This is a genomic window from Bosea sp. OAE506 (assembly GCF_040546595.1).
Taxonomy (GTDB): Bacteria; Pseudomonadota; Alphaproteobacteria; order Rhizobiales; family Beijerinckiaceae; genus Allobosea.
In genome coordinates this window covers 3,034,765-3,055,521 of record NZ_JBEPOB010000001.1, presented here as the reverse complement: position 1 = coordinate 3,055,521, position 20,757 = coordinate 3,034,765, and the positions used below count along the sequence as shown (strand labels likewise).

Genomic DNA, 20,757 nt, shown 5'->3' with positions numbered 1-20,757 from the left:
GGGCCGCAAGCCCGTCAACGCATCTCTTCCGGCGCCGCAACTCCAGCGACAGCCAGACCGGAAGCAAGGACGCTGCGCACCGCATGCACAAACGCCAACCTCGCCAAGGTCGACTCTCGATCAGTTTGATTAACGAACCGTAATTGCGGCGAGTCTTTGCCCTTGTTCCATAGGGAATGGAAAGCGCTGGCGAGCTCATGCACGAAGAAGGCCAGCCGATGTGGCTCATGGGCGGCCGCAGCGCCTTCGACGATGCGTGGATAGGCCGCGATCAACTTGACGATACCAACCTCGGCCTCGTCGGTGAGCCGGGCGAGATCGGCCTGTGCGAGGGCGGCCGGCGACAGATCCAGATCCGGAAAAGCCTCGCGCGCCTGCCGGAAGATCGAGGCGCAGCGGGCATGGGCATACTGGACGTAGAAGACCGGATTGTCCTTCGACTGCTCGACCACCTTGGCGAGATCGAAGTCGAGCGTCGCGTCGTTCTTGCGGAAGATCATCATGAAGCGCACAGCGTCGCGGCCGACCTCGTCGATGACCTCGCGCAGCGTGACGAAATCGCCCGAACGCTTCGACATTTTAACCGGCTCGCCGTTGCGCAGCAGCTTGACGAGCTGGCAGAGCTTGACGTCGAGCGCGCCCTGCCCCGCGGTCACGGCCTTCACCGCCGCCTGCATGCGCTTGACATAGCCGCCATGGTCGGCGCCCCAGACGTCGATCATCTGGGGAAAGCCGCGGGTGAACTTCGAGCGGTGATAGGCGATGTCGTTGGCGAAATAGGTGTAGCTGCCGTCCGACTTCAGCAGCGGCCGGTCGACGTCGTCGCCGAACTGCGTGGCACGGAACAGCGTCTGCTCGCGATCTTCCCAATCCTCGTCCTTCTGGCCCTTGGGCGGCGGCAGCCGGCCCTCATAGACGAGGTCGCGGGCGCGCAGATCGTCGATGGTCGCGCCGACCGCGTCGACGCCACCCTCGTTTTGCAGCGAGCGCTCCGAGAAGAACACCTTGTGGACGACGCCGAGCGCGGCGAGATCGTCGCGGATCATCGCCATCATGCCGTCAATGGCAGCGGCCCGAACCAGCGGCAGCCATTCGGTCTCCGGCTTCGCCAGCAGCGCCTCGCCATGGGCCTTGGCTAGGGTCTCCCCCACCGAGACGAGATAATCACCCGGATAAAGCCCCTCGGGGATCATGATCGTCTCGCCCAATGCCTCGCGGTAGCGCAGGAAAGCGGAGCGGGCGAGCACGTCGACCTGCGCCCCGGCATCGTTGATGTAGTATTCGCGCGTCACGTCATGGCCGGCGAAGGCGAGGATGTTGGCCAGCGCATCGCCGAAGACGGCGCCGCGGCCATGGCCGACATGCATCGGCCCGGTCGGATTGGCCGAGACATATTCGACATTGACGCGCGGCTGCGGCTTGGGCACGCCGCGCCCATAGTCGAGACCGCGCTCGACCGCGTCCTTGAGGATCGCGGTGAAGACGGAAGGCTGCAGCGTCAGATTGATGAAACCCGGCCCCGCGATCTCCGCCTTGACGATCTCGGCGTCCTTGCCGAGTTCCTCGACCAGCAGCGCCGCCAGCGCGCGCGGATTGGTTCCGGCCTCCTTGGCCAACACCATGGCCGCGTTGGTCGCGAGATCGCCATGGGCCGGGTCCTTCGTCGGCTCCACCACGACGCGGCCGAGATCGAGGCCGGCGGGCAGCGCCCCGCGCTCGGCGAGCGCCGCGAGCGCGGCGGCGACACGGGCGGAATAGGTCTCGAACAGGTTCATGGCGGCCGATATCTGCGGTGGGGAGGCGCCCGGCCCTATCGCAGCGTGGGGGTCGCGTCAAACAGGCGCCGATGCTCGTCGAGCGCGTACCAGTCGGTCATCCCGGCGATATAGTCCGCCACCCGCCGCGCGAGGCGGTGCGCGTCGAGGCTCCCGCAGCCGGCGGCCCAGTACAGCGGCATCAGGCCGGGATCGGCCCGGAAGCGGGCGAACAGGTCGCGCACCACCTGCGCCGCATCGCGGCGGATCGGCGCGATGCGGGCATGGCGGTACATGTTGGGATAGAGGAAGGCCTTGATCTCACGATCGGCCGCCTCGATGGCCGCCGGAAAGGCGATCACGGGCCGGCCCGCCCGGCGCACCGCATCGGCATCCGCCGGGGCGAGCGCCGCCAGCCTCGCTTGCGATTCGGCGATGACGCCCTCGACGAAGCGCGTGATCACGCGCCGCACCAGTTCGTTGGTGGCGCGCGCGATCTCCAGCCCCGGATGCAGGGCCTCGATCTCGTCGAGCAGCTCCGCCAGGAAGGGCACCGCGCGCAGTTCGCCATGGCCGAACAGCCCGGCCCGCAGACCATCGTCGATGTCATGGGCGTTGTAGGCGATGTCGTCGGCGAGCGCGGCCGCCTGCGCCTCCGCCGAGGCATAAGTGTCGAGCCAGAGATCCTGCTTTGCCTGATATTCGACGATTGCGGCAGGGATGCCGTCCTGCGCGTAGCGGTCGGTCGGCGATCCGTCGGCCAGCAGCAGCGGGCCGTTGTGCTTGACCAGCCCCTCCAGCGTCTCCCAGGTCAGGTTCAGCCCGTCGAACCCGGCATAGCGGCGCTCCAGCCGCGTCACGATCCGCAGCGTCTGGGCGTTGTGGTCGAAGCCGCCGACATCGGCCATGCACGCGGCCAGCGCATCTTCGCCGGTATGGCCGAAGGGCGTGTGGCCGAGGTCGTGGGCCAGCGCCAGCGCCTCGGCGAGATCCTCGTCGAGCCCCAGCGCCCGCGCCAGAGCGCGCGCGATCTGCGCCACCTCGATCGTATGCGTCAGCCGCGTGCGGAAATGGTCGCCCTCATGCGAGACGAAGACCTGCGTCTTGTGTTTCAGCCGGCGGAAGGCGGTCGAGTGGATGATGCGGTCGCGGTCGCGCTGGAACGGGTTGCGCGTGGGCGAGGCCGGCTCCTCGATCAGCCGGCCCCGGCTCGTCGCCGCCCGGCAGGCATAGGGAGCCCGCCAGCGATCGCCGGGTTCACGCCCGAGAGGCTCGCCGAAGGCGGGGGTCTGTGGATGCGGCATGGCGGGTCCGTCGCCGCCCCCGGCTTGTAGAGGGGCTGGCGCGCAATTACCTTTGCGGGCAACAAAGGTGCAAGGAGCTTCTGCTCCGGGAGATCGCCATGACCACCTCTCTTGAGGCCCCTGTGAGCGTCGCCGTGACCGAAAAGGCGGCCAGCCGCATCCTCGCCGTGATGGCGACGGAGCCGCCGGGCTCGATGCTGCGCGTCAGCGTTGCCGGCGGGGGCTGCTCGGGGTTTCAGTATGTCTTCGACGTCGACCGCGAGAAGGCGCCGGGCGACATTGTCATCGAGCGCGACGGCGCCACCGTGCTGATCGACGAGACCTCGCTCGACCTGCTCGCCGGCAGCACCATCGACTTCGTCGACGACCTGATCGGCCAGTCCTTCAAGATCACCAACCCGAACGCGACGAGTTCGTGCGGGTGCGGGACGTCGTTCGCGCTATAGGACAGGCGTCATGGTCGGGCTTGCCCCGACCATCTCTGGCAGGAAAAACGCTGTTCGCGACGGGAGATGCTCGGGTCAAGCCCGAGCATAACGCGAGGCGGTCAGTGCGAGCTCGGCGCCCCACCCTGCTCCAGCCGGATCTCGGCGGCCATCAGGCCCTTCGGCCCAGGTCCGTAGCGAACCAGCACGACCTGTCCCGGGATCAGCTCGACGAGCCCGTAGCGGCGCATCGTCTCCATGTGGACGAAGACGTCGGGCGCGTTCTCGCCGGCCGAGACGAAGCCGAAGCCGCGCAGCCGGTTGAACCACTTCACCGTCATCCGCTCAAGCCCGCTGGTCGGCGTGACCTGGACGTTGGTGCGCGCCAGCGGCATCTCGGCGGGGTGACGCGCGGCGGTGGTGTCGATCGAGAGGACGCGGATGGCCTGGCGACCGCGCGGCTTCTCCACCGCTTCGAGTACGATGTGAGCGCCTTCAGCGATCGCATTGAAACCATCGCGCTTCAGGATGGTGACATGGACGAGGACGTCGGCCCCGCCATCCTCGGGCACGACGAAGCCGTAGCCCTTGCTCACGTCAAACCACTTCACATAGCCGCTGAGTTCGACGCCGACATCCGCGGCGAGGCCCTCGGGCCCGTCGAGCCGCATCACGCGATTGAGCGACTGGATCGGTCCCACCGGCCGCCGCCCGCCCTCACCGAACTCGTCGGACATTGACTACCCACCCCCGCCCGAAATGGCTTGATTCGCCCGGTCACGATACCATCCCCGGGGAGTCGCGATACAGCCGGCTTCGCGTCATCCACATGCGCGATGGGCGAAAAAGCCCTGCGGCGCGAGGCCGCCCCGTGCGATAGTCGCTTCCCGAGCCGCCACTGCCGCGACGAGGACCCTCATGCCCGATCTCGCCACCCTCGCGCTCTTCACCGCCGCCTGCGCGGTGCTGACGGCCACGCCCGGCCCCGACATGCTGCTGATCGCCTCGCGCAGCATCGGTCAGGGCCGCAGGGCCGGTCTCATGACCTATGCGGGCATCGCCACGGGCAGCTATCTCCAGGCCTTCGCGGCGGCCTTCGGCCTGTCGCAGCTCTTCCTGCTGGTGCCGGCGGCCTATGACGGCCTGCGCTTCCTCGGCGCGGCCTATCTCGCCTGGCTGGCCTGGACGACACTGCGCGCGCCCGCCGCCCTGTTCGCGCCGCGCGCCGACCAGCCCCGGCTCAGGCTACGGGCGATCTTCCTGCAGGGGATGCTGACGAACCTGCTCAACCCGAAGATGGCGCTGTTCATGCTGGCGCTGCTGCCGCAGTTCCTGAAGCCCGAGGCCGGGTCGATCGCCCTGCAGGTGATCCTGCTGGCGACGATCCTCAACCTGATGGGGCTGATCGCCAACGGCGCGGTCATCCTGACGGCGGGCCGGCTCGGCCGCGCGCTCGCCGCGCGCCCGCATCTGGCGGCCTGGCCCCAGCGGCTGATGGGCGCGGTCTTCGGCGCGCTGGCGCTGCGACTCGCGCTGGCTTCGCGCGATTGAGGCTCAGGCCGTCGCAGCCGCCACACCGAGCAGCACCGCCACCGCCGCCGACAGGCCAAGCCGCAGCCGGCCATACCATTCCGGCGCGACCTCGCGGCAGTACAGGCCGTAATCCAGCAGCCCGAGCAGCACGAAGGCCACGCACAGCGTCCACAGCGCAGCCCCCGGCGCCAGCAGCGCCGCCGCCCAGCCGATCAGCGCCGGCACGACCGCGATGATGAAGTCGCGCCGCTGCGCGGCCTCGCTCTCATAACCGATGGCGATGCCCCAGCGCACGCCGCCGAGAAAGGAGAGGATCGCGACCCCATAGACGATCAGCGCCTGGGACAGGCGCGCGCCACTGCCGATGCCCGGCACGGCGAAACCGGCCGCCAGCCCGGCCGTGCAGGCCAGGAACGGGATGACCCCGGCCGCGCCGAGCGCGAGGGCGGCGGAGGGGATGGTCTTCTCGCTGGACATGGATCGCCTTGCGACTGCGGACGGGAGCGTCCCGCTCGCATAGCTGTTTTTGCCGCCGCCTCAAGCCCCGCTGCACGCGCGCGACCGAAAGGTCGCAGGCGCGTCAGCCTGCGAGCGGGCCGAGCGCCGCGCCGATCTCGGCCCGCACCACCAGATCGGCGATGGCGTCGAGCTCCGTCGGCTCGCGGTTGACGATGATCAGCGTCGCCTCCTGGCGCTTGGCGATGACCGGCAGTGTCGCCGCCGGATAGACCACGAGCGAGGATCCGATGACGAGGAAAAGCTCAGCCTCCAGAGCCAGTTGCTGGGCCCGGATCATCTTGTCCTGCGGCATCGCCTGGCCGAAGGAGATCGTCGCGGACTTCACCGGCCCGCCGCAGGCGGCACAATCCGGCGGCTCGCCCGTCGCCTCGAAGGCGGGGCGGATCTCGGCCAGTTCGTGCCGGCGGCCGCAGCCCAGGCAGGTCGCATAGGTGCCGTTGCCATGCAGTTCGATGACCCGGTCGTCGGGCACGCCAGAGGCCTGGTGCAGCCCGTCGATGTTCTGGGTGATGATCGCGGGCGCCCGGCCCTGCCCGACAAGCCGGGCCAGCGCGCGATGCCCGGCATTGGGCGCGGCGCCGGCATAATGGTCGTCCATCGCGAATTTGCGCCGCCAGGCTTCGGCCCGCGCTTCGCGGCTCTTCACGAAGGCCTCGAACGGGATCGGCTTGTTGACCATCCAAGGCGAGCCGGCGGAGCGGAAATCGGGCACGCCCGATTCGGTCGAGATGCCCGCCCCGGTGAAGGCGACGATGCTGCCGGCGCGGTCCAGCATCACATGCAGCGTCTCGATGGCGTCCTGCGTCCCGTCCGGCATGCGCGCTCCCTGGCTTACCCCGACGATATGGCGTCCCCGACGCCCGCAGCCAAGCGCAGCAGCCCCCGGCGCGGGGGCCGATTGACGCAGGCAGCGTCGAGTCCCAAAGCTGCCGGCCATGGCTGACACGACGCTCCCCGCCCTGAACCCCGACCTTCTCGACACCGCCACGCCGCCGATCCCGCAGGCGCAAGCGTGGGCGCGGGCCTATGACGGGCGCAGCGGGCCACTGGTCGACCTCTCCCAGGCGGTGCCGGGATCACCCCCACCGGCGGCGCTGCTCGAGCGGCTGGCGCAGGCCGCTGCCTCGCCCGACGCCACGCGCTACGGCCCGATCACCGGCGACATGCCCCTGCGCGAGGCCTATGCGGCCGAGATCGCCCGGGTCTACGGCGCCCCCTTCAAGCCCGGCGAGGTCGCCATCACCTCGGGCTGCAACCAGGCCTTCGTCATGACGATGATGGCAGTGGCGCGGGCCGGCCAGAACGTGCTGCTGCCGACGCCCTGGTACTTCAACCACGAGATGACCCTGTGCATGCTCGGCATCGAGGCGCGCCCGCTGCCCTGCGACCCGGCCGCCGGCTTCGTGCCCGAGGTCGCTGCGGCCGAGGCGTTGATCGACGCCGGCACGCGCGCCATCGTGCTGGTGACGCCCAACAATCCGACGGGCGCGATCTATCCGCCCGCGACCATCGCGGCCTTCGCGGAGCTGTGCGCGCGGCGCGGGCTCTGGCTGGTGCTCGACGAAACCTATCGGGATTTCCTGCCCGCAGGCGCTGCCGCCCCGCATGAAGTCTTCGCTACAACGCCTTGGCAGGACTCCGTGATCGGCCTCTACAGCTTCTCGAAAGCCTATGCCGTGCCGGGCTGGCGGCTGGGCGCCATCACGGCCGGCGAAACCGTGATGGCTGAGATCGCCAAGGTGCTCGACTGCGTCCAGATCAGCCCCGTGCGCGCCGGCCAGGCGGCTGTGACCTGGGGCATCGACGGCATCCGCGACTGGCGCGAGGCCAACCGCGCCGAGATCAACACCCGTGCCGCGCTCTTCCGCGAGGCCATGGCTCCGCTCAACGACTGGCGCGTGCTCGCGGCGGGCGCCTATTTCGCCTATGTGGCGCACCCGTTCCCGGGCGTGCCGGCGGCGGATGTGGTGCGCGCTCTGGTGCAGGAGCGCGGCGTGCTCGCCTTGCCCGGTCCCTATTTCGGACCGGGCCAGGAGCGGCACCTGCGCATCGCCATCGCAAATGTCGCCGCCGACCGGATCGGCGCGCTGAGCGAGCGGCTGCGCGGGTTTACCCTGTGACGTGACACGTCATGCTCGGGCTTGACCCGAGCATCTCGGAAACCAGTTCATTCTCGTCCCGAGATTCTCGGGTCTGCGCGGAGTTTATCCTTGGGCCGATCGAAGATCGGACCCGGGGGCTGCGCCCGAGAATGACGCGTGCCCGCTACCGCAGCAGCGCCGCATAGCGATCGCGATAGGCCCAGACCAGCAGCGACCCCAGCACCACCAGAATCCCCGCCACGGGGATGCCCTGCGGGTTGAGCACGAGGTGGAAGAGCACGATCACCGTCATCACCGGCGCGATCAGCGCGAGCCCCAGCGCCGGCGCGATGTTGCCGAGCAGGCTGAGTGCGCCGACGAGGTTGACCGTCTTCAGCAGCGGCCAGAGGAAGCCGGAGGCATGCAGCGCCTCCTCGAAGGCGACACCGCGCGCGCTGGTCGGCGGATGGATCAGATGCGTACCGGTGGCCAGCCACCAGAAGCCGTCGACGGCGGAGACGAGGAAGAGCAGCCCGAGCAGCACGCGCGGGATGGTGACGAGAAGCAGGGTCTTCATGATGGTCCTTGGAATGACAAAAGGCCCGTCGCGGCCGCGGCGGGGTCCCGCCTTGGTCGCGGTGAGGCCCGCTCCGGTTCATCATACGCGACCCCACGCGCTTGTGACATGCGCGCAGCCGAGTTTCATGGCCTGCCATAGCAGGATGGATCTGCTTTCCGAGCCCTGCCGATGACCCCTGCCCTGACCCGCCGCCTTCTCCTGCAACTCGCCGGCTGCGCCTCTCTCTCGGGCGCGCTGGCTGGCGCCGTCCGCGCCGAAGGCGGGCCCGTCGCAGCCCCGCCCGCAGGACCCGGCTTCGCCAATGCCACGCCACTGCGCATCGGCCAGGCGGCACTGCGGGTGCGCGACGTCGAGCGCATGAGCGGCTTCTATCGCGACGTGCTGGGGCTGACGGTGCTGGCGCGCGGCGAGGCCGGCGTCACGCTGGGCACGGCCGAGGGCGGGCTTCTCCTGCTGACGCCGCGCCCGGACGCCGCGCTCGAGCCGCCGACCCAGGCCGGGCTCTTCCACACTGCCTTCCTGATGCCGACGCGCCGCGATCTCGCCCGCTGGCTGGTCCATGTCGCGCGCAACCGCACCCCGCTGACGGGTTTCGCCGACCACAGCGTCAGCGAAGCGGTCTATCTGAACGATCCCGAAGGCAACGGCATCGAGGTCTATGCCGATCGTTCGCCGGAGCGCTGGCGCTGGGAGGGCGGCAGCGTCGTGATGGGCACGCACCGGCTCGACGTCGACGACATTCTCACCCTAACCGACACCCGCGCGAGCGACTACCCGAAGGCCCCCGACGGCCTGCGCATCGGCCATGTCCATCTGCGCGTCGGCGATGTCGCGGCGGGCGACCGCTTCTACCGCGATCTCCTCGGCCTCGAGCCGACGCTCAGGCGCGATGCGGCGAGCTTCCTGTCATCGGGCCGCTACCACCACCATCTCGCGCTCAACAGCTGGAACAGCGCGGGTGCCGGGCCGCGCGACCCCGGCGCGACCGGCCTCGACTGGTTTTCATTGGTCTCCACGCAGGCGGATCTGCTCGCAGGCCCGCATCAGCGCCTGCTCGCGGCGGGCCAGACGGCCTCGCCGGTCTCCGGCGGGTTCGAGAGCACCGATCCCTGGGGCACGCGCGTCAGCCTGCTGCAGGGCTGAACAGCCCTCGCGGGCACTCGCGCCCGGCGGCGGCGCTCACATCGTCGCGCCGATCTGCCAGGGCACGAACTCGGCGTCGCCATAGCCCATCTCTTCCGACTTGGACTTCTCGCCCGAGGCGACCTTCAGCAGATAGTCGAAGATCTCCTGGCCCTTCTCCTCCAGCGTCACGCCGTCGAGGACATCGCCGCAATTGATGTCCATGTCGTCGGTCTGCTTGAGATACATCGGCGTGTTGGTGGCGAGCTTCACCGAGGGCGTGGGCTTGCAGCCATAGGCCGAGCCGCGCCCGGTGGTGAAGGCGAGGATGTTCGCACCGCCCGCGACCTGCCCCGTCGCGGAAACCGGGTCATAGCCGGGCGTATCCATATAGACGAAGCCCTTGGAACGGACCGGCTCGGCATAGTTGTAGACGGCGGCCAGCGTCTTGGTGCCGCCCTTGGCGGCTGCGCCCAGCGACTTCTCCAGGATGGTCGTCAGCCCGCCCGCCTTGTTGCCTGGCGATGGGTTGTTGTTCATGTCCATCCGGGCGCGGGCGGTATAGTCCTCCCACCATTTGATGATGCCGACGAGCTTCTCGCCGACTTCGCGCGTGGCAGCACGGCGCGTCAGCAGATGCTCGGCGCCATAGATCTCCGGCGTTTCCGAGAGAATCGCTGTGCCACCGTTCTCGACGAGGATGTCGGCCGCCTTGCCGAGCGCCGGATTGGCGGTGATGCCGGAATAGCCGTCCGAGCCGCCGCACTGGAGCGCGAGCATCAGCTCCGAGGCGGGAACGGTCTCGCGCCGCGCCCGGTTCGCGATCGGCAGCATCACCTTCAGCGCGTCGATGCCGGCCGCAACCGCCTTCTTGGTACCCCCGGTCTCCTGAATCGTCAGCGTGCGGAAGACGTCGCTCTCCTCGACGCCATAGGCGTCCTTCATCCGCTTGATCTGGAAGCCCTCGCAGCCCAGCCCGACGACGAGAACCGCCGCCATGTTCGGGTTGCAGGCATAGCCCCAGGTCGTGCGCTTCAGCACCTCGAAGCTCTCACCATTATAGTCGATGCCGCAGCCCGTGCCGTGGGTCAGCGCGATCACGCCGTCGACATTCGGATAATCGGCGAGCAGGCCGGAGCGCTTGACCTCCTCGGCCATGAAGCGCGCGGCCGAGGCCGAGCAGTTCACCGAGGTCAGGATGCCAACATAATTGCGCGTGCCGGCCTTGCCACTGGCCCGGCGGAAGCCCTCGAAGGTGGCCTGCTGCTCGACCGGCAGCACGAATTCGGGCTTGGCCTCGGCACAGAAGGCGTAGTCGCGCTCGAAGGCGTGGAAGCCGGTGTTGTGCTCGTGCACCCATTCGCCGGGCGGAATGTCGACGGTGGCGAAGCCGATGATTTGCCCGAACTTCCGGATCGGCTCGCCGATCGCGATCGGGCTGAGCGCCAGCTTGTGGCCGCGCGGAATGCGCTTCAGCGCCGTCACGCCGGCTGCCGTCACACCGATATCGACCGGGTCGACCGCGACCGCGACATTGTCGCTGGCGTTCAGCCTGAGGGTACGCGGCGGGATGGTTTTGTCGAGCATCGGAGGAACCACTGGCTTGCAGGCCGCGGCGCGCGCGGCGACGGGCAAGACATGCGCTTCCTCGCGACAGTTTTCAATCGGTTCAAAACAACCATCGCCACGGCGCGACCCGCCGCGGCGGATGTGCGGCTCGGCTCGGCATCACCGAGACCGGGCTAGGCACCGCTGAGCTTGGCGAAGTAGGTCACACTGTCGAGCCCCTCGAAATGCGCGTCGCAGGTCAAGAGATCGGCGCCGCGGTCCAAGGCCGTTGCGTAGACGATCGCATCAGCGGTCGACAGCCGGTGCCGGGCGCAGAGTTCCGCCGCCAGCAAGGCCAGTCGGGTATCGAGCGCGACGACGACGCACATCTGGCTGAAGGCGATGACTTGATCAGCCTTGTCCTCACCGACCTCGCGGACGAGCCATTTGCCGAGTTCGAGTTGAACGATGGTCGGGACCAGCCAATCCTCGCGCTGCGGCAGCCAGGATTCCAAGGTTTGGCCCGTCGGCGATGCGATCAGCCACTCGATCCAGGCCGACGTGTCGACCAGCCGCATCAGGCCCGATCGCTGCGATCACGAAAATCAGCCGGGTTGGCCCCTTTGGCCAGCCCCTTCAAATCTCCCGGCGACGGCACAGGGACCAGCAGGACGCCCGTGCCCTTCGGCACAAAGGCGAACTCCTGGCCCGCTTTCCAATGGCGCGCCTGTCGGACAGCCTTCGGGATCGAGATCTGGAACGTCGCGGAAAGGGTTGCGGTGTCGGACATGATCGCATTCCCTCATCGATCGATGGGAAGCCAGAGGTAACAGGAAACTCCGTTCGCCGAAACCATGACGCCGCGCGCGCAAGCATCCGCCGACTTGCTCGGCGCCCAAAGACGAAAAAACCCGGCCTCACGGCCGGGCTTAGATTCAGCGGTGAGGCCTGGTGCCGCGAGCGGGCGGCGCCGGTTCAGCTCACTTGGTGGCCGGAACGGCCTTGGCGACGATGCCCTCGAACGGCTTATAGGCGTCCTTGGCGATCGAGGCGTAGAGCTCGCCCATCTTGGTCATCTGGGCGACGGCGCCCTCGAAGGCGGTCTTGACGTAGTCGGTCTGGATCTCGATGGCCTTGTCCAGCGTCTTGACGCCGGCCAGCTTCTCGAGCGTGGCGGTGCCGGTCTCGAAGGACTTCTTGGCGTAGTCGGTGGCCTCGACGGCGAGCGTCTGCACGCCCTTCGAGGTGGCGCCGAAAGCCTTCAGGGCGGCGTCGACGTTCTCTTTGGAGGCCTTCTGGATGGTTTCGAACTGCTGGATCATGTTTCTTCCCTCGGCACGCATGCCGCCTCTTGCTGACGAGCCCTAAGGCCCGGGTCTGTCGCCCCTGGGTCAGATGAAAAAGGGTTCACCACCGGGACCGTCCTCATATTGTGCACCGCAACATGAATGTCAAGATCACGCTGCACCGCGCCAACCGCGACGCCCTGACGCTGACGCCGGCTCCCCGATAGCTGGCATTTTAACGGCTCCGTAACCGCACCGTCCTAACCTCCAAAACTGTGTCCCATATGCCACGTCGAGCTGTGGCGCTGGGACCCAGGCGTGAGTTCTGGTTGAGGCGGGTTGCATGGCTTTCAGTTGCGTTGGGTCCCGACGCGTGCGTTCGCGCGTGTTCGTGGCAATGATCGGCATCGTGGCGGTGGCTCTCGCGGCCGTGGCCTCTCCCGCCGAGGCGGCGCGCAAGAAGAAGCGCCCGGCCGGCGGTGGCTATGCGCCCCCCTATGCGGCCATGGTCGTCGACGCGAAGACCGGCCGCACGCTGCATGCGGTCAACGAGGATGCGCCGCGCATCCCCGCCTCGATCACCAAGGTGATGACGCTCTACGTGCTGTTCGAGCAGCTCGAACGCGGCCGCTTCAACATGAATTCGGAGCTGACGGTCTCGGCCCACGCCGCCCGCCAGGAGCCCTCCAAGATCGGCTTCACGCCCGGCGAGACCATCTCGGTGCGCGACGCCATCCTCGCGCTCATCACCAAGTCGGCCAACGACGTGGCGATGACGGTGGCCGAGAATGTCGGCGGCTCGGAAGACGAATTCGCGAAGATGATGACGGCCCGCGCCCGTTCGCTCGGGATGAGCCGCACAGCCTTCTACAATCCCCACGGCCTGCCCCACAGCCCGCCGAACATCACCACGGCGCGCGACCTCACCATCCTCGCCCGCGCCATCCAGGAGCGCTTCCCGCGCTACTACCCGATGTTCTCGACGCGGGTGTTCAACTATGCCGGCGGCGCCTATCGCAACCACAACAAGCTGCTCGGCCGCATCGAGGGCGTGGACGGCATCAAGACCGGCTACACCCGTCTCTCCGGCTTCAACCTGATGACCTCGGCCAAGGCCGATGGCCGCCATGTCGTCTCCGTCGTGCTCGGCGGCCGCTCCGGCGCCTCCCGCGACAAGATCATGGCCGACCTCGTCGTCGCCAGCCTGCCCAAGGCGGCCACCGGTGGCCGCGCCTCGATCCAGGTCGCGGATGCACCCGAGGCGGAGGAGAAGCCCCAGGAGCGTGTCCAGGAACGCGCCCCGGAGCGTGTTCGCCCCGCCGCCCCGGTCGTGACCGCCGCCTTCGCCGAAACCGCCCCGCTGCCGGTTCCGCGTCCGCGCGTCGAGACCGAAGCGCCCCTGCCGGCGGCAGCCCGCGCCTACGCTCCCGTCCCGACCACGACGCCGATCGCTCCGCCGCGCCCGCTCAGCACCGGTGCCCAGCAGCTCCAGATCTCCGGCATGCGTCCGGTGACCGCCACCACGACGCCGCCGGCGATGCGCTGGTCGATCGGCGCTCCCGCCGCTGACGGCAAGATCCTGCGTCCCCCGGCAAATGTCGACGTCACCTCCTCGATCGCCAAGGTCGCCGAGCCCGGCGAGGCGCCCGTGGCGAAGCCTGCGGCCGCACCGGCTCAGGTCGAGAAGGCTCACGACAGTGGCGTCACCACCCTCGCCAAGGCCGTCGACAAGGCGCCCGAGCCGGCGCGGGCCAGCGAAAGCCGCGCCGCCGTTGCCACCACCGGCAAATGGATCATCCAGCTCGGCGCGACCGACGACGAGGCCAAGGCCAAGGACATCCTGGCCCGCGCCCGCGCCAAGGCCGCCGGCCCGCTCGCCGACGCCACGGCGGTGACCGAGCGCGTCGAGAAGGGCGGCTCAACGCTCTTCCGTGCTCGCTTCGCCGGCTTCGACGACTCGAAGGACGCTCAGAACGCCTGCGCCAGGCTCAAGCGCGACGGCTTCGCCTGCTTCGCGACCCGCGGTTGAAGGACAAGGACAAGGAACGCTGCCATGTCGCACCCGACCTCTTCCCTGTTTCCCGTCGGCGCCTCACTTCAGAAGGACGTCCTTGGCCTGGTTGACGCGAGCGGCAAGACCGCTGGTGCCCCCGGCATCCGGGTGGATGCGCTTCATCAGGGCGCGATGGGCTTCGCGGATCGCCTCCTGGCCCGCCCCCGGCTGAAGCCCCAGGATCTCGTAGGCCTCCTGATGCGACATCGCGCCCGTGCCCGCCGCGCGGCCCTGCCCCGCGTCGTGGTGACGATCAGCGTCTTCACGCCAGCCGGGCGACCGGCGGTCCAGATAAGCCTCTAGCAGTCGCGCCCCGTCGGGGTCGTCGGCGAGGCATTCGCGCATTAGATCGGCGATCTCGGCCAGCGAGAGATCGTCGAGGCTACGCCCGGCGAAACGGCCGCTACTGACCGTCCCGGTCATGCCGCCACTGTCATGGTCGAGCTCCATCGCCAGCAGGCGCGAGGCGACCTGCGAGCGCGCACCGGGTGTCTCGGCGGACGACGTCCCCCAGGGAAAGCGGATGCCGCCGGGCCCGGTCGCGCTCCAGCCGAGCAGCCAGGCGCCGATGCCACCGACGAAGATCGCCATGTCGAGCCGGCCGCGCATCATCAGCAGCGCGGCGACGCCCAGGGACAGCACCCCGCCGCCGCCCTTGACCGCCTTGGCCAGCATCTTCGGATTGGTGCTCGCGAAAAGCTTCGACAGCCACCAGATCAGCAGCACCGCGCCGATCCCGTAAAGCAGCGTCACCGGCGGCCTCCTTCCATCGAGCCCAGCAGCCCGCGCACCACGGGGCTCGCAGCCGCGAGCTTGAGCATCGCCTCCCGCCCGCCGGCCGCATAAGCAGCCGCACCGCGCAGCAGATCGAGCAGCGAATCGGGCGCGGCGGCATCGAAGCGGGCATGGGCCCCGCCTGTCAGCCGCGCCAGGGTGGCGAAGGCCGCGCTCGCGGCGGGATCATGCCCCTCCTGGAACAGGAAGCCACGGATGCCGCGCAGGCCGAGTTCGCCCGCCAGCCCGGCCAGCGCGTCGACCTCCTCCTCCATCGCATCGCCGACGAAGACGAAGGCGCGAATCGGGACGCTGCGCGCCTCGTCACGGACATGCTTGAGGATGCGGGCAATCTGGGTCTGGCCGCCCTGGCAGGCAATGCCCGACATCAAGCCGTTCAGCCGTCGCGGTTCGCCGACCCAGCCCGAGGCCCGGCATTCGGCCAAACCGCGAAAATAGACCAGCTGCACGGCGAGCCCGCCGCTCGTCGCCGCGACTTCGAACATCTTGGCCTGCAGCGAACAGGCGAGGTCCCAGGTCGGCTGGCGGCTCATCGTGGCGTCGAGCGTGAAGACCAGCCGCCCCGCCTGCCCGGTCGCCAGCGGCGCGAGCTGCTTGGCCGCGCCGAGGAAACGGTCGATCTCGCCGGGCGCCGAACGCCCCGCCGCGACCTCTGCGCCGGCCCGCTTCTCCAGTGACTTGTCGCTCTTCTCCGTCATGGCCTTGATATTGGCGGTTCGCGGGACATTTGCTACCCGTCTGCCGCCACCAAAGGCGCGACTTCACAGCCCATCGACGAGAGAGGCGCCATGACCGGGATCGCGATCTTCGAGACTGTCGCCGCCATGCGGCAGGCCGTCGCCGGCTGGCATGCCGCTGGCGAGAAGGTCGGCCTCGTGCCGACGATGGGCGCGCTCCATGAAGGCCATGTCGCTCTGGTGAAGGAGGCGCAGAAGCATGCGCGGCGCGTCATCGTCACGATCTTCGTGAACCCTACGCAGTTCGCGCCGCATGAGGACTTCAAGAAATATCCGCGCACCTTCGACGACGACTGCGCAAAACTGGTCGCCGCTGGCGCCGATGCGGTGTTCTTCCCGCCGGTCGAGGAGATGTACCCGGCCGGCTTCGCCACCCGCGTGCTGCTGCTCGGCCCGGCCGCGGTCGGGCTCGATGATCGCTTCAGGCCGACGCATTTCGAGGGCGTCGCGACAATCTGCTGCAAGCTCTTCACCCAGTCTCGGGCCGATCTCGCCGTCTTCGGCGAGAAGGACTACCAGCAGCTCAAGGTCGTCACCCGCATGGCGGCCGATCTCGACCTCGGCATCGAGATCGTGCCGCTGCCGACCTTCCGCGAGGCAGACGGCCTCGCCATGTCCTCGCGCAACCGCTACCTCTCGCCGGAGGATCGCGCTCTCGCGCCGCTGCTGCACAGGGTGATGCAGGCGCTGGCCGTGCGCATCCGCAACCGCGAGGAGCTCTTCCGCGCCGTCGGGGAGGCCCAGACGGAGATCATCTCGGCCGGCTTCGAGCTCGACTATCTGGAGGCGCGCCACGCCGACACGCTGGCGCCCGTCACTTCGCTGGCCGATGGCCCGATCCGGTTGCTCGTCGCGGCGCGGCTCGGTGCGACGCGGTTGATCGACAATATCGCGGTGTGAGGTTGCTGCCCTAGAGGTGCGTTTCGGCATCCATCCGCTGATGGAGCAGACGGATCACGTCGATGCTGGTTTTGGTCTCTCGGTAGAAGACCAGATGCGCGCCGACGGTGAGCTTGAGGTAGCCCGAGCGGAAGGCGACGGGACGGCCTCGTCGCAGCCCTCGCGCCAAGCCTTCGAGAGCTGCAATGATCCCGTCATGATAGATTTCCGCCTGCGCGGGCGACCAGCGCTCGGCGGTATAGGACCAGATCTCTTCGAGGTCGGCCTCGGCCAGCGGCGAAAGCCGATACGGCAGCGCCTCAGCCATGCCGGGCGCGCATTCGCGCCTTGAAAGCCTGGTTGTCGAAAGGCTTCGGCGCCCCCGAGTCCTCTCCCGCCTTCAAGGCGACCTGAAGCGCACGGATCTTGTCTTCCTGTTCGTCGAGAAGACGCAGACCCGCGCGCACGACATCACTGGCCGAGTTGTACTGACCCGTCCGGATGCGCGCACCGACGAGGCGCACCACTTCTTCATCGAGTTCGATCGACGTGGCTTCGGACATGCGAAAGGCTCCACAGGCTGCATAAACTAGCAGAACGCGGCCGCGGCGGCCACGCCCTACAGCAGGCCCAGCTCTGCCAGCTCCCGCCGCAGCGCCTCGGGCATCGCGCCGAGATCGCCGCTGCGGCCGTCGATGTCGCGCGGTGCGTCCTTCTCGGTGAGGTAGCGCCAGCCCTGGAAGGGCCGGCAGGGTCGCGGCTCCAGCGCCACCACCACCGGCTCGAGCACGAGATGGCAGCGGCCGATGCCCTCGCCATCGGTGAAGGGCCGGACCGCCAGCAGCTTTTGCCGCGCGCTGATCTGGCCCTTGATGACCCAGTAGAGCGAGCCGCCGTCGAGCAGTTCGTCGAGGCGTTTGGGCACCATGCGGGTGGTGTGGATCTGCTCGGCCGTGCGGCCCAGCCGCCGCTCAAGCGTCAGCCGCTCCTCGATCCAGTCTTCCAGATCGCCGATGGAATCGGCACCGACGCAGAGCTTAAGAAGATGGAGCGACATGGCCGGCAAGCTAATGCGGGCCAGGCAACCCGACCAGCACCTGCGGCGTTTCTCCACAGATGCGATAGGCGCGCCGCGTCATTCTCGGGCGAAGCGCAGCGCAGACCCGAGAATCTCGGCAAGGTGAAGCGCTCGCAGGAGATGCTCGGGTCTTCGCCCGAGCATGACGTACCGGTTTGCCCTATCCTGGCGAAATAACGGAGAGGCGATCATGCGCGGACTGACAGGCAAGGCGATCCTCGTCACCGGTTCCTCGAACGGCATTGGTCGCGCCATGGCGGAGCGGCTGGTCGCCGAGGGGGCGAAGGTCGTGGTCCATGGCCGGGATCGCGACGAGGTCGAGGGCGTCTGCCGCGCCCTCGGCGCGCAAGCAGCACCTGCGACTGGCGATCTCGCCGACCTTGCGACCCCGCAGGCGCTGGTCGACGCCACGGTGGCGGCCTTCGGGCGCATCGACGGCCTCGTCAACAATGCCGGAATCTATCCGCGCGGCGAGGTCATCGGAACGACGGCGGAGTTGTTCGACCAGATCTTCGCCATCAATGTCCGCGCCCCGCTGCTGGCCTCCGAAGCCACGGCGCGGGCCTTCCGTGCGCAAGGCTCGGGCGGCGCGATCGTCACCGTCGGCTCGATCAATGCCTGGTGCGGGCTGCCGCGGCTGACGGTCTATTCGATGTCGAAGGGCGCGCTGATGACGATGACGCGCAACCTCGCCGACTCGCTGGGGCCGGAGCGTATCCGCCTCAACCAGCTCAATGTCGGCTGGACCTTCACCGCCAATGAGGACGCGACCCAGCAGAAGGAAGGGCAGAAGCCCGGCTGGGAGAACCATGTCCCCATCCGCCAGGCCCCGAGCGGCCGGATCATGCAGCCCGCCGAGATCGCAGCGCATACGGCCTTCTGGCTTTCGGACGAGAGCGCGCCGGTCTCGGGCCAGATCTACGAGGTCGAGCAGTTCCCGGTGATCGGGCGGATGGGGTAGCGGCGTAACAGCGTCATGCTCGGGCTTGACCCGAGCATCTCTTCGACGAAATTCTCGGGTCTGCGCTTCGCTTCGCCCGAGAATGACGCCGCCCCTCAATCCCCGAGCACCACGACCTTCGCGCCCTCGGCCACCTGCGCGCCCGGCTCCGCACCGATTTCGCTGACGGTGCCATCGCGCGGGGCCGTCAGGACATGCTCCATCTTCATCGCCTCGACGATAGCGAGCCGCTGCCCCTTGGTGACGACCTCGCCAGCCGAGACGAAGACGGCGATCAGCTTGCCATGCATCGGCGCCTTGACGACGCCGCCTGAGCCCGCCGCGGCGTCGAGATCGACGCTGAACGGGTCGAACAGCGACACCGCCGTCTGCCGGCCGCGATGCAGCGCCAGCCATGTCCCGCGCTCCCCTTGCGCCAGCGCGATCTCATGCTCGCCCTCGTCGATGTCGTGGCCGGGAAGGCTGACTCGGGCGCCGGCCTCGTGCCACTCGATCCGCGCCTCGACCCGCTCGCCATCGACCAGCAGCGGCAGGCCGAGCGCGGGCCGCGGCATCAGCGAAAACGCGTCCGCCACGAGCCAGGGCGAGCGCGCCTCGCCATCGGCCCGCTCGGCCGCCTGCATCACGACCGCGGCCTCCCGATCCTCCTCGAGCTGGAGCGCCGCCGCTGCAACCGCCGCGGCATCGAGCGGCTGCGGCTCGGCACCGAGCGCGGAGATGTTGCGCTCGATGAAACCGGTGTCGAAGGGCCCTTCGCGGAAGCCGGGAGCCTCCGTCAGCGCCTTCAGGAAGGCCAGATTGGTCCGCGGCCCGGCAACGACCGTCTCGCCCAGCGCCGCGCCCAGACGGTCCAGCGCCTCAGTCCGCGTCGCGCCATGGGCGATCACCTTGGCGATCATCGGATCGTAGAATGGCGTCACCGTATCGCCGGCCTCGACGCCGGTGTCGATCCGGATGCCTTCGCCCTCGGGGAACTGCAGCGCCCAGAGCTTGCCTGTCGAGGGCAGGAAGCCCTTCTCCGGATCCTCGGCATAAAGCCGCGCCTCGACGGCATGGCCGGTCGCGGTGACGTCGGACTGGCTGAAACCGAGCGGCTCGCCGGCGGCGACCTTCAATTGCAGCTCTACCAGATCGAGCCCGGTGATCGCTTCGGTGACCGGATGCTCGACCTGGAGGCGGGTGTTCATCTCCATGAAGTAGAACCGGTCGGCCTTCAGCCCTTCGCGCCCATCGGCGATGAACTCGACCGTGCCGGCGCCGACATAGCCCACCGCCCTCGCCGCCTCAGTGGCGGCCTTGCCCATGGCGGCGCGGACCTCCTCCGTCATGCCCGGCGCCGGCGCCTCTTCGATGACCTTCTGGTGGCGCCGCTGCAGCGAGCAGTCGCGCTCGAAGAGGTGCACGACATGGCCATGGCTGTCGCCGAAGACCTGGATTTCGACATGGCGCGGCGAAAGCACATATTTCTCGACCAGCACGCGCCCGTCGCCGAAGGCGCTCTGGCCCTCACGCTGCGCACTGGTCAGCGCGTCCGCGAAATCCTCAGGCCGATCGACCTTCTTCATGCCCTTGCCGCCACCGCCGGCGACCGCCTTGATCAGCACGGGATAGCCGATCCGCTGCGCCTCCCCGGCGAGGAAATCGACGCCCTGCTCAGCCCCGTGATAGCCCGGCACCACCGGCACCTGCGCCTTTTCAACCAGCGCCTTGGCGGCATCCTTCAGTCCCATCGCCCGGATGGCGGAGGCCGGCGGACCGACGAAGACGATGCCGGCCTGCGCGCAGGCCTCGGCGAAATCGGCGTTCTCGGAGAGGAAGCCGTAGCCCGGATGGATGCAGGCGGCGCCCGCCTCCTTGGCGACCGCCAGGATCTTGCCCGCGTCGAGATAGCTCTCGCGCGCCGGCGCCGGGCCGATCCGGTAGGCCTCGTCCGCCATCTGCACGAACAGCGCCTCCGCATCGGCATCGGAGTAGACGGCAATGGTGCGCAGGCCCAGCCGCCTGGCCGTGCGGATGACGCGGCAGGCGATCTCGCCGCGATTGGCGATCAGGATGGAGGGCAGCTTCTCGGCAATCGACATCGGCAATGTCCCGGACGGCAT

23 protein-coding genes are annotated in these 20,757 nt (G+C 68.7%); 7 read left to right on the top strand and 16 right to left on the bottom strand.

What is annotated here, in order from left to right; all coding sequences use genetic code 11:
- Window positions 1–14: 14 nt before the first annotated feature.
- On the bottom strand, window positions 15–1,775 hold the full coding sequence (argS, locus tag ABIE41_RS14960) for an arginine--tRNA ligase (protein ID WP_192641147.1): 1,761 nt from the start codon (window positions 1,773–1,775) through the stop codon (window positions 15–17).
- A gap of 35 nt (window positions 1,776–1,810) precedes the next feature.
- Window positions 1,811–3,058 carry a deoxyguanosinetriphosphate triphosphohydrolase gene (locus ABIE41_RS14955; protein ID WP_192641146.1) on the bottom strand — a complete coding sequence of 416 codons (1,248 nt, stop codon included), beginning with the start codon at window positions 3,056–3,058 and terminating at the stop codon, window positions 1,811–1,813.
- Window positions 3,059–3,156: 98 nt separating this feature from the next.
- On the opposite strand from ABIE41_RS14955, the gene ABIE41_RS14950 reads away from it, so the two are divergent.
- Window positions 3,157–3,504 carry a HesB/IscA family protein gene (locus ABIE41_RS14950; protein WP_192641145.1) on the top strand — a complete coding sequence of 116 codons (348 nt, stop codon included), beginning with the start codon at window positions 3,157–3,159 and terminating at the stop codon, window positions 3,502–3,504.
- A gap of 101 nt (window positions 3,505–3,605) precedes the next feature.
- Here ABIE41_RS14950 and ABIE41_RS14945 read toward each other — a convergent pair whose 3' ends face one another.
- Entirely contained in the window at window positions 3,606–4,220 is a 615-nt protein-coding gene (locus ABIE41_RS14945; protein ID WP_069055476.1) for a cold-shock protein, read from the bottom strand.
- Between the two features lie 181 nt (window positions 4,221–4,401).
- Between ABIE41_RS14945 and ABIE41_RS14940 the strand changes: the two genes are divergently transcribed.
- Window positions 4,402–5,034 carry a LysE family translocator gene (locus ABIE41_RS14940; RefSeq protein ID WP_192641144.1) on the top strand — a complete coding sequence of 211 codons (633 nt, stop codon included), beginning with the start codon at window positions 4,402–4,404 and terminating at the stop codon, window positions 5,032–5,034.
- A 3-nt stretch (window positions 5,035–5,037) separates the two neighbouring features.
- Here the strand turns inward: ABIE41_RS14940 and ABIE41_RS14935 are convergent, their stop codons facing one another.
- A complete protein-coding gene (locus tag ABIE41_RS14935; protein ID WP_192641143.1) occupies window positions 5,038–5,493 on the bottom strand; it encodes a DUF3429 domain-containing protein in 456 nt (151 codons plus the stop codon).
- A 103-nt stretch (window positions 5,494–5,596) separates the two neighbouring features.
- The gene (locus tag ABIE41_RS14930; RefSeq protein WP_192641142.1) at window positions 5,597–6,352 is read right to left on the bottom strand and encodes an SIR2 family NAD-dependent protein deacylase; all 756 of its coding nucleotides are present in this window, start codon (window positions 6,350–6,352) and stop codon (window positions 5,597–5,599) included.
- A 118-nt stretch (window positions 6,353–6,470) separates the two neighbouring features.
- Here ABIE41_RS14930 and ABIE41_RS14925 point away from each other — a divergent pair, with 118 nt between their 5' ends.
- On the top strand, window positions 6,471–7,655 hold the full coding sequence (locus ABIE41_RS14925) for an aminotransferase (protein WP_192641141.1): 1,185 nt from the start codon (window positions 6,471–6,473) through the stop codon (window positions 7,653–7,655).
- Window positions 7,656–7,800: 145 nt separating this feature from the next.
- On the opposite strand, the gene ABIE41_RS14920 is transcribed toward ABIE41_RS14925, so the two are convergent.
- Window positions 7,801–8,193, bottom strand: coding sequence for a hypothetical protein (locus tag ABIE41_RS14920; RefSeq protein ID WP_192641140.1), 393 nt, complete (start codon window positions 8,191–8,193; stop codon window positions 7,801–7,803).
- Between the two features lie 171 nt (window positions 8,194–8,364).
- Between ABIE41_RS14920 and ABIE41_RS14915 the strand changes: the two genes are divergently transcribed.
- The gene (locus ABIE41_RS14915; protein WP_192641139.1) at window positions 8,365–9,339 is read left to right on the top strand and encodes a VOC family protein; all 975 of its coding nucleotides are present in this window, start codon (window positions 8,365–8,367) and stop codon (window positions 9,337–9,339) included.
- 36 nt (window positions 9,340–9,375) lie between these two features.
- On the opposite strand, the gene ABIE41_RS14910 is transcribed toward ABIE41_RS14915, so the two are convergent.
- From ABIE41_RS14910 to ABIE41_RS14895, 4 genes are all read right to left on the bottom strand, one after another.
- Window positions 9,376–10,905, bottom strand: a complete 1,530-nt coding sequence (locus tag ABIE41_RS14910; RefSeq protein ID WP_192641138.1) for a UxaA family hydrolase — start codon at window positions 10,903–10,905, stop codon at window positions 9,376–9,378.
- 155 nt (window positions 10,906–11,060) lie between these two features.
- Complete coding sequence (locus tag ABIE41_RS14905) at window positions 11,061–11,444, bottom strand: type II toxin-antitoxin system VapC family toxin (RefSeq protein WP_192641137.1); 384 nt, start codon at window positions 11,442–11,444, stop codon at window positions 11,061–11,063.
- Window positions 11,444–11,656 carry an AbrB/MazE/SpoVT family DNA-binding domain-containing protein gene (locus ABIE41_RS14900; RefSeq protein WP_069055483.1) on the bottom strand — a complete coding sequence of 71 codons (213 nt, stop codon included), beginning with the start codon at window positions 11,654–11,656 and terminating at the stop codon, window positions 11,444–11,446. Before ABIE41_RS14900 ends, ABIE41_RS14905 begins: the two co-directional genes overlap by 1 nt.
- 190 nt (window positions 11,657–11,846) lie before the next feature.
- Entirely contained in the window at window positions 11,847–12,188 is a 342-nt protein-coding gene (locus ABIE41_RS14895) for a phasin family protein (protein WP_069055484.1), read from the bottom strand.
- Between the two features lie 337 nt (window positions 12,189–12,525).
- Between ABIE41_RS14895 and ABIE41_RS14890 the strand changes: the two genes are divergently transcribed.
- Entirely contained in the window at window positions 12,526–14,181 is a 1,656-nt protein-coding gene (locus ABIE41_RS14890) for a serine hydrolase (protein WP_354192369.1), read from the top strand.
- Between the two features lie 63 nt (window positions 14,182–14,244).
- On the opposite strand, the gene ABIE41_RS14885 is transcribed toward ABIE41_RS14890, so the two are convergent.
- Together ABIE41_RS14885 and ABIE41_RS14880 are read right to left on the bottom strand one after the other, a co-directional pair.
- Window positions 14,245–14,958 (bottom strand): DnaJ domain-containing protein, encoded by a 714-nt coding sequence (locus ABIE41_RS14885; protein ID WP_354192367.1) that lies wholly within the window; start codon window positions 14,956–14,958, stop codon window positions 14,245–14,247.
- Window positions 14,955–15,698 carry a VWA domain-containing protein gene (locus tag ABIE41_RS14880; RefSeq protein ID WP_354192365.1) on the bottom strand — a complete coding sequence of 248 codons (744 nt, stop codon included), beginning with the start codon at window positions 15,696–15,698 and terminating at the stop codon, window positions 14,955–14,957. Before ABIE41_RS14880 ends, ABIE41_RS14885 begins: the two co-directional genes overlap by 4 nt.
- 90 nt (window positions 15,699–15,788) lie before the next feature.
- On the opposite strand from ABIE41_RS14880, the gene panC reads away from it, so the two are divergent.
- Window positions 15,789–16,637: a pantoate--beta-alanine ligase gene (gene panC, locus ABIE41_RS14875; RefSeq protein WP_192641136.1), complete on the top strand. Its 849-nt coding sequence runs from the start codon at window positions 15,789–15,791 to the stop codon at window positions 16,635–16,637.
- 10 nt (window positions 16,638–16,647) lie between these two features.
- Here the strand turns inward: panC and ABIE41_RS14870 are convergent, their stop codons facing one another.
- The 3 genes from ABIE41_RS14870 to ABIE41_RS14860 are packed head-to-tail and all read right to left on the bottom strand — an operon-like array spanning window position 16,648 to window position 17,673.
- The gene (locus ABIE41_RS14870; protein WP_192641135.1) at window positions 16,648–16,944 is read right to left on the bottom strand and encodes a type II toxin-antitoxin system RelE/ParE family toxin; all 297 of its coding nucleotides are present in this window, start codon (window positions 16,942–16,944) and stop codon (window positions 16,648–16,650) included.
- Window positions 16,937–17,179, bottom strand: coding sequence for a type II toxin-antitoxin system ParD family antitoxin (locus ABIE41_RS14865; protein WP_192641134.1), 243 nt, complete (start codon window positions 17,177–17,179; stop codon window positions 16,937–16,939). Before ABIE41_RS14865 ends, ABIE41_RS14870 begins: the two co-directional genes overlap by 8 nt.
- A 56-nt stretch (window positions 17,180–17,235) precedes the next feature.
- Complete coding sequence (locus tag ABIE41_RS14860; protein WP_192641133.1) at window positions 17,236–17,673, bottom strand: DUF1489 family protein; 438 nt, start codon at window positions 17,671–17,673, stop codon at window positions 17,236–17,238.
- A gap of 211 nt (window positions 17,674–17,884) precedes the next feature.
- Here ABIE41_RS14860 and ABIE41_RS14855 point away from each other — a divergent pair, with 211 nt between their 5' ends.
- A complete protein-coding gene (locus ABIE41_RS14855) occupies window positions 17,885–18,655 on the top strand; it encodes an SDR family NAD(P)-dependent oxidoreductase (RefSeq protein WP_192641132.1) in 771 nt (256 codons plus the stop codon).
- Window positions 18,656–18,750: 95 nt separating this feature from the next.
- Here ABIE41_RS14855 and ABIE41_RS14850 read toward each other — a convergent pair whose 3' ends face one another.
- On the bottom strand, window positions 18,751–20,736 hold the full coding sequence (locus tag ABIE41_RS14850; protein ID WP_192641131.1) for an acetyl-CoA carboxylase biotin carboxylase subunit: 1,986 nt from the start codon (window positions 20,734–20,736) through the stop codon (window positions 18,751–18,753).
- Window positions 20,737–20,757: the final 21 nt, after the last annotated feature.